At 72.6% G+C, this 12600-nt stretch carries 13 protein-coding genes; 9 read left to right on the top strand and 4 right to left on the bottom strand.

The window, feature by feature from the left end; translation table 11 throughout:
- Positions 1-67 precede the first annotated feature (67 nt).
- The 3 genes from AB0N03_RS42905 to AB0N03_RS42895 are packed head-to-tail and all read left to right on the top strand — an operon-like array spanning position 68 to position 1052.
- Complete coding sequence (locus AB0N03_RS42905) at positions 68-487, top strand: phage holin family protein (protein ID WP_364385281.1); 420 nt, start codon at positions 68-70, stop codon at positions 485-487.
- Entirely contained in the window at positions 484-792 is a 309-nt protein-coding gene (locus AB0N03_RS42900; RefSeq protein WP_364385278.1) for a DUF3618 domain-containing protein, read from the top strand. The genes AB0N03_RS42905 and AB0N03_RS42900 overlap by 4 nt, the downstream gene beginning before the upstream one ends.
- The gene (locus AB0N03_RS42895; protein ID WP_364385275.1) at positions 789-1052 is read left to right on the top strand and encodes a DUF4235 domain-containing protein; all 264 of its coding nucleotides are present in this window, start codon (positions 789-791) and stop codon (positions 1050-1052) included. Before AB0N03_RS42900 ends, AB0N03_RS42895 begins: the two co-directional genes overlap by 4 nt.
- A 61-nt stretch (positions 1053-1113) precedes the next feature.
- Here the strand turns inward: AB0N03_RS42895 and AB0N03_RS42890 are convergent, their stop codons facing one another.
- Entirely contained in the window at positions 1114-1485 is a 372-nt protein-coding gene (locus AB0N03_RS42890; RefSeq protein WP_364385272.1) for an STAS domain-containing protein, read from the bottom strand.
- Positions 1486-1653: 168 nt separating this feature from the next.
- On the opposite strand from AB0N03_RS42890, the gene AB0N03_RS42885 reads away from it, so the two are divergent.
- From AB0N03_RS42885 to AB0N03_RS42875, 3 genes are all read left to right on the top strand, one after another.
- Complete coding sequence (locus AB0N03_RS42885) at positions 1654-2943, top strand: NAD(P)/FAD-dependent oxidoreductase (RefSeq protein WP_364385269.1); 1290 nt, start codon at positions 1654-1656, stop codon at positions 2941-2943.
- 11 nt (positions 2944-2954) lie between these two features.
- Positions 2955-3509, top strand: coding sequence for a hypothetical protein (locus tag AB0N03_RS42880; protein WP_364385266.1), 555 nt, complete (start codon positions 2955-2957; stop codon positions 3507-3509).
- A gap of 80 nt (positions 3510-3589) precedes the next feature.
- A complete protein-coding gene (locus AB0N03_RS42875; RefSeq protein WP_364385263.1) occupies positions 3590-4672 on the top strand; it encodes a hypothetical protein in 1083 nt (360 codons plus the stop codon).
- Between the two features lie 53 nt (positions 4673-4725).
- Here AB0N03_RS42875 and AB0N03_RS42870 read toward each other — a convergent pair whose 3' ends face one another.
- Both AB0N03_RS42870 and AB0N03_RS42865 read right to left on the bottom strand, forming a co-directional pair.
- Positions 4726-4920 carry a DUF2630 family protein gene (locus AB0N03_RS42870; protein WP_364385260.1) on the bottom strand — a complete coding sequence of 65 codons (195 nt, stop codon included), beginning with the start codon at positions 4918-4920 and terminating at the stop codon, positions 4726-4728.
- 80 nt (positions 4921-5000) lie between these two features.
- Entirely contained in the window at positions 5001-5888 is an 888-nt protein-coding gene (locus AB0N03_RS42865; protein WP_364385257.1) for a LysR substrate-binding domain-containing protein, read from the bottom strand.
- 81 nt (positions 5889-5969) lie between these two features.
- Here AB0N03_RS42865 and AB0N03_RS42860 point away from each other — a divergent pair, with 81 nt between their 5' ends.
- From AB0N03_RS42860 to AB0N03_RS42850, 3 genes are all read left to right on the top strand, one after another.
- On the top strand, positions 5970-7268 hold the full coding sequence (locus tag AB0N03_RS42860) for a diaminopimelate decarboxylase (protein WP_364385254.1): 1299 nt from the start codon (positions 5970-5972) through the stop codon (positions 7266-7268).
- Positions 7269-7380: 112 nt separating this feature from the next.
- Positions 7381-8865, top strand: a complete 1485-nt coding sequence (locus tag AB0N03_RS42855; protein ID WP_364385251.1) for a glycosyltransferase family 39 protein — start codon at positions 7381-7383, stop codon at positions 8863-8865.
- A 33-nt stretch (positions 8866-8898) separates the two neighbouring features.
- Positions 8899-10083, top strand: coding sequence for a 4-hydroxybenzoate 3-monooxygenase (locus AB0N03_RS42850; protein ID WP_364385248.1), 1185 nt, complete (start codon positions 8899-8901; stop codon positions 10081-10083).
- Positions 10084-10089: 6 nt separating this feature from the next.
- On the opposite strand, the gene AB0N03_RS42845 is transcribed toward AB0N03_RS42850, so the two are convergent.
- Entirely contained in the window at positions 10090-12441 is a 2352-nt protein-coding gene (locus tag AB0N03_RS42845) for an alpha-L-fucosidase (RefSeq protein WP_364385245.1), read from the bottom strand.
- Positions 12442-12600: the final 159 nt, after the last annotated feature.

The raw sequence follows: 12600 nt of genomic DNA, 5'->3' as shown, positions 1-12600 counted from the left end.
CCGGACCGGTCAAACCCGGCGTGGTTGACCCCGGGCGGGGCCGGGTACACGGCGGCCAGGCAAGGAGGTGTTCCGTGATCGAAGAAGTGAACAAGAAGCCGGCGCCGACCGCTCGGTCGGCGAACTGGTGACGGACCTGACCGACGAGGTCAAGCGGCTCGTCCGGGACGAGATGCGGCTCGCGGTCTTCGAACTGCAGCGCAAGGGCAAGAAGATGGGCCTCGGCGCCGGGCTGTTCGGCGCGGCGGGCCTGTTCGCGCTGTTCGGCGCCGGCACCCTGGTCGCGGCCGCCGTGCTGGCGCTCGCACTGGTCGTGCCCGGCTGGCTGGCCGCCGTGATCGTCGCGGTCGCGCTGTTCTTGGTCGCCGGGGTCGCCGCGATGGTCGGCAAGAAGGAAGTCACGCAAGGCGTGCCGCCGGTGCCGGAAGAAGCCATCAGCGGCGTCCGGGCGGACGTGGACACCGTGAAGCAGGGAGTGCGCACATGAGCGGGGACTTCCCGAAGAACGCCGAAGAGGCGCGGCTCGACCGGGACACCACCCGGGAGGAGCTGAGCGAGACCCTCGAAGCGCTCGGGCAGAAGCTCGACGTGAAGACCCGGGTCAAGGAGAACGTCGACGAGAAGCTCGACCAGGCGACCGCGAAAGTCGCCGAAGTGACGAACGAGCCGACCGCGGTCAAGTTCCGCCAGGGCGCCGATGTCGTGCGGAGCAACCCCGTGCCGATCTTCGCCGGCGTGCTCGGCCTGCTGATCGTGATCCGGCTGATCCTGCGACGGAGGAACGACTCGTGAACAAGGTTCTGTACAAGCCGCTGAGCTGGGTCATCGGCGCGCTCGGCGGTGTCCTCGCCGGCCAGGCGTTCAAGCAGGTCTGGAAGCGCGTGGCCGGCGAAGAAGACGCGCCCGACGCCACCGACCGCGACTACACCTGGCGGCAGGTGCTCATCGCGGCGGCGGTGCAGGGCGCGATCTTCGCCGCGGTCAAGGCCGCGACCGAGCGGGCGGGTGCCATCGGCTACGAGAAAGCCACCGGCGACTGGCCGGACGACTGACCACAGTGTCCTTGATTCCCACAGTCCAGTGTGGACGGCGGAAGGCGCGACCGCCGGGCGGTCACGCCTCCCGGCCGGGTTCGGGCACCGGGGTGAGGCCCGCGAGCGCGGCGCCGACCCGGGAGTGGATCTCCAGCAGCACGTCCGCGCCGGTGGCCTCCAGCGAGCGCGTGACGGCGTGGCCGCCGACGACGACGGCGAGCTTGCCGCGGGTGTTCGCCTCGAGCAGCGACCGGACGCCGGCGCAGCTGAGGAAGGCGACCCGGGTCAGGTCCACGACCAGCCGCTCGCCGGTGGCGAGGGCTTCGTCGAAGGTTTCGACGGTGGCCGCATCGACGTCACCCACTAAAGTGATTACGCGGACCCCGCCCGATCGCTCGGTGGCGGTGAAGGTCAAGCCGGACGGGTCGTCGATCGTGCTGAAGCCGTACATGGCGCTCCCTAACGCAGCGTGCAGGGGCGCTGACCGGAGCACGTGTGTCTGAACAACAGCCAACCCCTCGACCGTACGCCCCTGCGTCCCCAGGTCAACCCCGCCGGTTTCCCGGCCGTGGCCTCGGGTAACCGCCGGACGACCGAGGTCCGGCCCGGAAGGAGATCCATGCGAGTCGTGATCGTCGGCGGTGGTTTCGCCGGTTACCACGCGGCCAAGAGCCTGCGGAAGACCGTCGGCGAGGACGTCGAAGTGGTCATCCTCAACCCCACGGACTACTTCCTCTACCTGCCGTTGCTGCCGGAGGTGGCGGCCGGGATCCTCGACCCGCGTCGGGTGACGGTGTCGATCCCCGAGACGCTGCCCGGCGTTCGCCTCGTGCTCGGCGTCGCGACCGGAGTCGACTTCGACGCCCGGCACGTCACGTTCACCGATCCGGAGGATCAGGAGCACCGGATCGGGTACGACCGGCTGGTGCTCGCCGCGGGCAGCGTCAACAAGCTGCTGCCGATCCCGGGCGTCCCGGAGTACGCGCACGGGTTTCGCGGGGTGCCCGAGGCGCTCTACCTGCGCGACCACATCACGCGCCAAATCGAGCTGGCCGCCGCGGCCGAGGACCCCGCCGAGCGCGACGCGCGCTGCACGTTCGTCGTCGTCGGCGCCGGCTACACCGGGACCGAGGTCGCCGCGCAGGGCCCCGCGTTCACCGACGCCCTCGCCGCGCGCCACCCCGAACTGGCCGGGCAGAAGATCCGCTGGCTGCTGCTCGACGTCGCCGAGCGGGTGCTGCCCGAGCTCGGCAAGCGGCTGGGGAAGACGGCCGACGAGGTGCTGCGCGCCCGCGAGGTCGAGGTGCTGATGAAGACTTCGGTCGGCCACGCCGACGAGAAGGGCGTCACGCTGACGAACGGCGAGCCGGTGCCGACCCGCACCCTGGTGTGGTGCGTCGGCGTGCGGCCGGACCCGCTGGTGGCCGACCTCGGGCTCGAGACGGCGAAGGGCCGGCTCGTGGTCAGCGACCAGCTCGGCGTGCCCGGCCGCGACGACGTCTTCGCCTGCGGAGACGCGGCCGCGGTGCCCGACCTCACCCGCCCCGGCCAGTACACCGCGATGACCGCGCAGCACGCCGAGCGGCAGGGAAAGCTCGCCGGGCGCAACGTCGCGGCGTCGCTGGGGTACGGCCGCCCCGCCACCTACCGGCACCACGACCTCGGCTTCGTCGTCGACCTCGGGGCCGGCGCCGCCGCGGCGAACCCGCTGCACATCCCGCTTTCCGGGCTCCCGGCGAAGGCCGTGACCCGCGCTTACCACCTCATGGCGATGCCCGGCAACCGCCTGCGCACGGCCGTCGACTGGGCCCTGGAGCGGCTGACCGGCCGCCAGACCGTCCAGCTGGGACTCGTCCGCTCCGGCGCGGTGCCGCTCGACACCGGCTCCCCCGAACTCCCGCGCCGCTGAAAGGAAAGCCCATGGCCGCCGAACCCGACCCCGTCCGCTCCGAAGGCCCGTCCGTCGTCACCGCCGGCGACCCGTCCGGCCCCAAGATCATCGTGCTCGACCCGGCCGGTGCCGCGCGGCACGACGAGCTGCCGGCGACCTGGCGGCCGCTGGCCGAGAAGCGCGGGATCTTCTGGTGCCGGGTGCCCGCGGGCGGCGCCCTCACCGAAGCCGACGACCTCGTGGGTGACCACGGGCCCGGCGACCCCGACATCGCCGTCGTGGCGAGCGGTCCCTTCGCGGCCGAAGCCCTCCAGCTCGTCGAACGCCACGAGGGCGCGGCCGCGCACCTGCTGCTGGTCGACCCGGCGTCGGACGCCTTCCTCCCGTCCGGCGACGCCGCGCAGGCCAACGAAGCCTGGCTGGCGGAGCGCGCCGACGTCGTGGCCAAGCTGCGCGAAGCGGGCACCGACGTGCGGGTGATCGCGTCGACCACCGAGGGCCCCGAGGACCGCGTTCCGCCGCCGCTGCCACTCGGTCACCCGGACGTGGTGGCGGCCGTCCGGTCGGCGCTCGGCGACGTCTAGGCCCGGAAGCGGGCGACCACCGCGCTCGCCGGGCAACAGGGACGAAGCTCCTGACCGTCAAGCACCGAAAGGAGTCCACTGTGGACACCTCCCCGTTGCGCGAACTCACCACGGCTCCCGGGCCGTTCGCGTCCGTGCACTTCGACTTCTCGCACGACACCGAGGACGCCGCCAAACAGCTCGAACTCCGGCTGAAGGAAATCGAGGCGGCGCTGAGCGACCAGCGGGCCGACCCGGCCACGATCGAGGCCGTCCTGCGGGCCGTCCGCGACAGCGAGCCGCCGGTCGGCAAGGCCGGCCGGAGCATCGTCGCCGCGCACGGCTCGGTCGTGCTCGACCGGCACCTCGCCGCCCCGCCGCCGGCCCCGGTGGTGCGCTTCTCGGCGCTGCCGTACCTGCTGCCGCTCGCGACGCACGAGGCAGAGACCCTGCCGTACCTGGTCGTCGTGACCGACCAGACCGGCGCCGAAATCACCGGACACGGCCGCGGCGCGCCGCACACCGAGACGGTCGAAGGGGCGGATCCGCCCGCCGTCCAGGGCGGAGGCGGGCCCACGCACCGCGAGAAGCAGACCGGCGAGACGGCCCGGCAGAACCTCGACGAGGTCGCGCGGCACGTCACGAAGGCGGTCGAGCGCTCCCACGCCGGACTGGTCGTCCTGGCCGGCGACGTGCAGGCGCGCAGTGCGTTGCGCGACCGGCTGCCGGAACCGGTCCGCCGGATCACCAGCGAGGTCGACGGCGGCAGCCGGGCGCCGGGTTCGTCGCACGAGGAGCTCGACCGGCACGTCGGCGAACTGCTCGCCGGGCGCCGGCTGGCGAGCCTCGACGACGTCGCCGAGACGTTCCGCGCGGAGTCGGGCCGTGCGTCCGGCCGGGCGGTCAGCGGGCTCGAAGCCGTGACGGCGGCGTTGGCCGAGGCCAACGTGGCCACCCTGCTGGTCGGCTCCCCCGGCGACACCGCGGTGTTCGCGGGACCGGAGCCGGCGCAGGTCGCGGTGGGCAAGGCCGGGTTGCAGGCACTCGGTGTCGCGGAACCGGAGCAGCGCCGGGCCGACGAGGCGATCCCGTTCGCGGCGATCGCCACCGGCGCGGAAGTGGTGGTGCTCGACGAGCGCCTCGACCTCTGGGAAGGCTTCGGCGCCCTGCTGCGCCACACCTGATCGACCCCGAAGACGACTGAGACGACTGAGACGGCGGCGCGTCGGCCGTCGGCTCAGTCGTCGTCGAAGACCGACAGGGCCTGACGGCGGTGCAGCAGGTCGACGGCCGCGTCGAGCTGGTGTTCGAGCTCCTTGAGCCGGAAGCGCTCCTCCGCGGTCAGCCCGCCGTGGTGGAGGGCACCCTTGCGCAGCCGGTGCTCCTCGTCGATCAGGTCGGCGATGCGATCGGTGATTTCGTGGCCTGCCATGGGAAATCCCCTCCTGTCCGCCCGCGAGCATACGCCGCGCGGGCCGCCCCGCCCGGGTGATCCGGATCGCCGGCCCCCGCCTACGCCTGCGCGCCCCCGCGGGCCAGCTCCACGAATCCCCGTACCACCGGCGCCACCACCCCGGCCCGCCAAGCCAGCCCCAGCTCGATCACCGGCACCGGGTCTTCCAGCCGTCGCAGCACCACGCCGCGGCGCTTCAACCCGCGTGCACGGTGTTCCGGCACCGCCGCGACCCCCGCACCCTCCGCGACCGCGCGCATCAGCTGCTCGTCCTCCGGCTCCTCCCGGACGATCCGCGGCACCCCGCCCGGCCAGACCTGCGCGCTGATCGCGTCGTACTGGCCCGGCCCGTTTTCGCGCGGCCAGAACACCACCGGCTCCGCCGCGATCCACGTCCGGCGCAACCGGCCGCGCCGCCGGGCCAGCGCGTGCCCGGACGGCAGCGCGATCAGCACCTCCTCCGACCCCACCACCGCCACCTCGATGCCCGGGGACACCACCGGCGGCCGGACGAACCCCACGTCGATCTCGCCCGCCGCCAGGCGCGCCAGGTTCAGGCTCGTCCACCCCGTCTCCAAGGCCAGCGAGACGTCCGGGTGCCGCGCCCGGTACGCCGCCACCAGGTCGCCGGCCAGCGGGCCGGGCGCCGAACGGGTGTACGCGATCCGCAACTGGCCCGCGTCGCCGCGCCCGGCCGCCGCGATCACGCCGCGCGCCCGGTCGAGGCGGTCCAGCAGCTCCCTCGCCTCCGCCGCCGCGACGCGCCCCGCCTCCGTCAAGCCGAACCGCGGGCCCGAACGGTCGAGCAGCGCCACGCCCAGCTCCGCTTCGAACGCCCGGATCTGCTGGCTCAGCGACGGCTGCGACACGAACAGCCGCGCGGCCGCCCGCGTGAAGTGCATCTCCTCGGCGAGCACGGCGAAGTAGTGCCATCGGCGCAGATCCACCCAGCCACTATAGGACGGACCTATAGATCAAGAGGGACGAAGTCTTGGACCGCCTCGCGCGGTCCACCCGAGACTGGGAACGTGAACCGCACCGACCGCAAGCTCCACGCCCTCGCCGCCGCGGCGGCGGAGAACCTCCTCGACCCGATGGCCGGGTTCGTCGACCTCGCCGGGATCCGCGAAGCCGTCGAAGACCTGACCAAGGCGTTCGCGCCGCTCGGCCGGGTCCAGCACACCGTCGCCGCCAAGGCGTGCGGCCTGGCGCCCGTCCTGCGGTACCTCGCCGACCTCGGGGTCGACGCCGAGGTCGCGAGCCCGGGCGAGACGGCGGTCGCCGAAGCCGCCGGTGTCCGCGGCCCGCGGCTCGTCCTCGACTCCCCCGCCAAGACCGCCGCCGAGCTCCTGCACGCTCTGCGCGAGGGCACGGCGATCAACGCCGACAACTTCCAGGAGCTCGCCCGCCTCGACGACCTCGTCGGGAACGATCCGCGCTCGGTGCTCGGGCTCCGGATCAACCCGCAGGTCGGCGCGGGCCGGATCGGCGACACCAGCACCGCGACCACGACGTCCAAGTTCGGCATTCCCCTGCGCGACAACCGAAATCTCATCATCGATGCCTTCGCGGGACGGCCGTGGCTGACCCGGCTGCACGTCCACGTCGGCTCGCAGGGCTGCCCGCCGGAGCTGATGGCCGACGGCGTCGCCGCGGTGCACGAGCTGGCCGAGGAGATCAACGCCACGGCCGGCCGCCGGCAGGTCACCAGCCTCGACCTCGGCGGCGGCCTGCCGGTGAACTTCGCCTCCGAGGATCCCGGCCCGACCTACGCCGAGTACGTCGCGACGTTGCTGGCGAAAGTCCCGGCGCTGGCCGACGGGCGCTACACCTTCGTCACCGAGTTCGGCCGGTCCCTGCTGGCGAAGAGCGGTTTCCTGGTCAGCACCGTCGAGTACACGAAGGTCGCGGGCGGCCGCCCCATCGCCGTGACGCACGCGGGCGCGCAGGTCGCGGCCCGCACGGTCCTCCAGCCGGAGCACTGGCCGCTGCGGCTGACCGCGCTCGACGCCGCCGGCCGCCCGAAGACCGGGCCCGACGTCGAGCAGGACATCGCCGGCCCGCTCTGCTTCGCGGGCGACCTGCTGGCGAAAGAACGACCGTTGCCGCTGCTCGAGCCGGGCGACCTCGTCGTCGCGCACGACACCGGCGCCTACTACTTCGGCGCGCACTACGCCTACAACACGCTGCCGCGCCCGGCCGTGCACGGCTTCACCGTGTCCGCGCGCGGACACGTGGAGTTCACGCCCATCCGCCGCGCGCAGTCCCTGGCCGAGCTGGTCGCCGACGCGGGCGGAGAATACGTCGGAGCGCTCCCGGAAGCATGATCACCGGCGTAGCATCCGGGCACGCCGAGGGGAGACTGCCATGGGGGCCGGTCGTGCGCGAGCTTTTCGGGGGTCCGGGTGGCGAAGCCCCCGGCCCGGGCCGGGGGCCCGGTTGGCACAGCTGCCGCGGTTCGCCGCGCTTCCGGTGGGCATCGTCGTCGCCGCGCAGGCGGTCATCCTGACCGTGCTGTCCGGCCGCTACGGCTTCCACCGCGACGAGCTGTACTTCCTCGCCGCGGGCCGCCGGCCGGACTGGGGCTACGTCGACAACCCGCCGATCACGCCCTGGCTCGCACGCGCGTCGACAGCGGTGTTCGGCGAAACGCCGTCCGGCCTGCGCGTGGCCGCGACCCTGCTCGGCATGGCGACCGTCGTGATCGTCGCGCTGATCGCCCGCGAGTTCGGCGGCGGCCGCGGCGCGCAGCTGTTCACCGCGATCGCGACGGCGCTCTCGGCGTACATCCTCGTGGTGTCGCACATGCTGGCGACGAACTCCGCCGACGTGCTGCTGTGGTCGCTGATCGCCCTGTTCGGGCTGAAACTCCTGCGCACCGGGGACGGCCGGTGGTGGCTCGCCGTCGGCGCCGCGGCCGGGCTCGGGATGGCGAACAAGTGGCTCGTCCTGCTCCTGCTGTCCGGCCTCGGCATCGGCGTGGCGATCGCCGGGCCGCGCCGGGTGCTGCGGACGTGGTGGCTCGCGGCCGGGATCGGGATCGCCGCCGTGCTCGCCGCGCCGGTCGTCCTCTGGCAGGCGTCGCACGGCTGGCCGATGCTCACCGTCGCCGGCGGGATCAGCGACGACGACGGCGGCGAGAACCGCGCGCTGTTCGTGCCGATGCAGCTGGTCTACCTCTCCCCCGTGCTGGTTCCGGTGTGGATCGCCGGGCTCGTGCGGCCGTGGCGCGATCCCGGCCTGCGCTGGGCCCGCGCCCTCGCGATCGCCTACCCGGTCGTCTGCGCCGAGCTCCTGGTCCTGGGCGGGAAGCCGTACTACTCGGTGCCGCTGCTGCTGCCACTCGTGGCACTCGGCGCGGAGCCGGCGCTGCGGTGGCTGGGCCGGGGCGGGGTGCCGCGGCGGGTGCTCACCGGCGCGGCGGCCGTGGTGTGCGCGGTCGTGTCCGTCCTCACCGGACTCCCGGTGGTGCCGGCGACGGCCCTGAACGGCCCGCTGCTGGCGGTCAACAAGGAACCCGGCGAACAGGTCGGCTGGCCGGAGTTCGCCGACACCGTCGCCGGCGCGTGGGCGCGCATCCCGGCCACCGAGCGGGACACCGCGGTGATCGTCGCCGGGAACTACGGGGAAGCCGGCGCGCTGGAGTACTACGGGCCCGCACGCGGGCTGCCCCAGCCGTACTCGCCGCACATGTCCTACGCCGACTGGGGGCCGCCGCCGGACCGGCTGGTCGGCCCGGTGCTGCTCGTCGGCGGCTGGGAACGCGGCTCGCCCGCGGCACGGCTGATCACCGGGTGCCGGGTGGTGGCCAAGCACCACAACGCCGAAGGCGTCGACAACGACGAAGAAGGCGTCGCGCTCTCCCTGTGCACGCTGACCGAACCGTGGTCGACGGCGTGGCCGGTACTTCGCCAGTACTACTGAACGTTTCGTCCGGTTCGCGCTACCCTCGGGCGCATGGTGGCGAGGCGCACGGCGGTGGCCGTGGTGGGGGCGGGCCCGGCCGGACTCACGGTGGCGAACCTCCTGCGGCGCGCGGGAATCGGTTGCGTGCTGCTGGAGCAGGAGAGCCGGGCGTTCATCGAACAACGGCCGCGGGCCGGGTTCATCGAGGAGTGGGCGGTCCGCGGGCTCGAACAGCGCGGGCTCGGCGAGCAGCTCGTCGCGAAGGCGCCGCGGCACGAGAAGTTCGAGTTCCGGTTCGCCGGCCGCCGGCACACCTTCCGCTACGGCGACGTCACCGGACAGCGCCATTTCGTCTACCCGCAACAACTTCTCGTCACCGACCTGGTCACGCAGTACACCGAGGCGGGCGGCGAAGCCGTCTTCGAGGTCTCCGACGTCCGGCTGCACGACCTGACGTCGGACTCCCCCGCCGTCACGTTCCGGACCGCCGACGGCGAGCAGCGGATCGACTGCGACTTCGTCGCCGGCTGCGACGGCGCCCGCGGCGTCTCCCAAGGCCACCTGCCCCCGGAAACCACCGTGAAGTCCCACCACGACTACGGAATCGGCTGGCTGGCCCTGCTCGCCGAGGCCCCGCCGTCCGCCGACGGGGTGCTGTTCGGCATCCACCCGCGCGGGTTCGGCGCGCACATGGCCCGCACGCCCACGGTGACGCGGTTCTACCTGCAGACCGCGGCGGGCGAAACCGAAGCGGACTGGCCCGACGAGCGCGTCTGGACGGAGCTGCAGGCCCGGCTCGCGGTACCGGACGGTCCGATCATCGCGGGAAAGCTGATCGAGAAGCGGATCCTCGACATGCACAACTACGTCGTGGAGCCGATGACGCACGGCCGCCTGCACCTGGCGGGCGAGGCGGCGCACCTGGTCGCGCCGATCGCGGCGAAAGGCATGAACCTCGCCCTGCACGACGCGTTCCTGCTCGCGGAAGCGTACGAGGCGCACTACGCGGGCGAGCCGACGCGGCTGGCCGGGTACTCCGACGCTTGCCTGCCGCTGGTGTGGCAGTACCAGGAGTTCTCGCTGTGGCTGTCGGACATCTTCCACAACACCGCGGCCACGGGCGAGAACCGGTTCGCGGCGCGCATCGCGGAGGCCCGGATGCGCCGCCTGCTGGGTTCGCCCGCGGCCGCGGCGGCGTTCGCGGAGCTGTACATCGGCAAGAACGCGGATTTTTAGCAGCGCCTAGCTCCAGGCGATCTTGAACACCCAGGCGAAGCGGCCCGCCTGCCGGGCCGCGGCCGGGACGTCGATCACCAGCGAGCCGTTCTCCACCGTCCAGTGCAGGTTCCCGCGGTAGCCCAAGAGCGTCACGCGGTCTCCCGGGCGGATCGGGACCGGCGCGTCGACCACCAGCCTGCTGCCCGGCGCCACCAGCGAATGCACGTAGAACGCCTCGTTCTGCTTCACCGTGAACCGCAGGTCGCCGAGCTGGGCCATCCGCGACCAGTACGTCGTGCCGTAGATCGCCTCGCCGTTGACCTTCAGCCACGCGCCCGCGTCGCGCAGGTGCTTCTGCATGACGTCCGGGATGGTGCCGTCGAAGTCCGGGCCGATGTCGAGCAGGAAGTTGCCGTTCTTCGACACGATGTCGACGAGGGTCCGGACGACCTCCTCCGCCGTCATGTACCGGTCGTCCGGCGTCGCGCGGTTGTAGCCGTAGGAGAACGGGTCGAGGCCGCGGCTCGACTCCCACTTCGCCACCACGGTGTTCGGGTACGTCGTGTACTCCGGTGTGGTGAAGTCGTGGTCGGGGATGCCGCCGCGGTCGTTGTAGGTGACGTCCTTGGGGCGCTTACGGTTCTTCGCGTGGTTGAAGTACTCGGTGAGCACGGTCCGGCTGTCGTTGACGCCGCCGATGTCGAACCACAGGACGTCCGGGTCGAACTCCGAGATCAGCTCGAGCACCTGCGGCGCCTGGTAGTCGCGGACGAAGTCCTTCCCGGCGGTGTAACCGGTGTAGGGCAGCGGCGCGCCGGTGTAGGGGTTGCGGGGGGCGTGGCCCATCCACGGGTTGTCGGGGTTGAACCACTCGGGCAGCGAGAAGTACAGGCCGTTGCGCAGCTGGGGGGTGTACTTCCGCGAGGCGGTGAAGAGTTCGTCGATGATGTTGCGCTTCGGGCCGAGCTTCACGGAGTTGCGGTCGCTCACCTTGGTGTCCCACAAGGCGAAGCCGTCGTGGTGCTTGGACGTCAGGACGTAGTACTCGGCGCCCGCGTCGGCGATCAGCTTCAGCCAGGTGCGCGGGTCGAACTTCGCCGCGGTGAACATCGGGATGAAGTCGTCGTAGGCGAAGTCCTCGCCGTACTTCTCCTTGTGGTAGGCGTAGGTCGCGCCGTTCGGGTCCTGCTGGTTCTGCCAGTACCACTCCGCGTACTGCTGCCCGACCGGCGCCCAGGCCGGCACGGCATACACGCCCCAGTGGATGAAGATGCCGAATTTGCTGTCGGTAAACCAGTACGGCGCGCGGTGCGTCGAGAGCGACGCGTCGGTCGGCCGGAAGTCCGGGACGCCGAGGGTGATCGGGACCTGCTGGGTGGCGAGGGTGCCGCGCCCGGCCGTGACGCGGACCTGGCCGTTCGTGGTGGTCCCGGGCGGCACGGACGCGTTCGGCGCGAGCCCGAGCCGGACCGTCGCCTGCTCCCCCGGCGCCAGCGCCCGGATGGTCGCCGGCACGGTCGTCCGGCCACCCGGGACGTCGACGGTGACGGTGATCTTGTCGCGGGCCCCGAGCCACACCGTGCCGGCGTTCACGACGGTCGCCTCCACGGCCTGCGGACCGCCGTCGGTCAGCAGGTTGGCCGTCGACCGGCCGTCCAGGATCAACGCCGAGCGGCCCACGGCGACCGGCTGCAGGGTGAGCGCGAAGACGTGCAGGCTGGAGACGTTGGGCGCCGGCGTCGCCGTGGTGGGGAGGGTCAGGGCGACGGCGTCGCGGGCCGGGTCGATCCAGACCTGGCCGGTGGCCAGAGAAACCGGGTTGTTGTCGACGACTCCGCCGGGTGCGTAGCGGAACGGCGAGACGAGGGCGCCGGTGCCGGTGTACCAGTCGGGGCCGGAGAGGGAGCCGGCGCTCGTGCTGCCGTCGGCGTAGTGCACGGTCGCCGTGCCGCCGGTGGTGCCGTAGCTGGCGGCGACCAGGAAGTAGGCGACGAAGTACCGCCCCTTCGGCAGGTCGATCGTCTGGCCGGTGGCGGCGATGTCGTTCTTGGCGCCGGCCGCGGCGGAGCCGAGCTCGAAGGGAACGCCGCCGACGGTGGCGGTCTGCCCGGCGGGCAGGTGTTCGGCGGGGAAGGTGTAGCCGGAGCCGTCGAAGTCACCGCCCGGGGCCGACGCGCTGTCGATGCCGTCGTTCGAGAACCAGGCGTCGAGCGCGACCGGGACGGGCGGCGGGGGCGGGACGATCGGCGTGCCGGGGCTGTCCGGGACGGCGTCCACGGGCGAGGCGGCACCAGCCGGGCTGAGACCGGCGGCGCTGAGGGCGACGGCGCCACCCAGCGCGATACCGAGGGCTTGACGGCGGGGGAAGGTCGTCACTGAACCTCCAGGGATCGGATGACTACGACGGAATGACGACAGAGTCCGCCCCTGGCAGGCGGTTCTGTCGCTAGCGGAGCTGATTCATCCGATGACTGACCCTGCTCGTTACGCCTGCCGCTGTCAAGGGGCCAACCGGCGCGATCGTTGTGAACCGTG

Source organism: Amycolatopsis sp. NPDC051061 (assembly GCF_040682935.1).
Classification (GTDB): Bacteria; Actinomycetota; Actinomycetes; order Mycobacteriales; family Pseudonocardiaceae; genus Amycolatopsis.
This window is presented reverse-complemented; position numbering and strand designations above follow the sequence as displayed.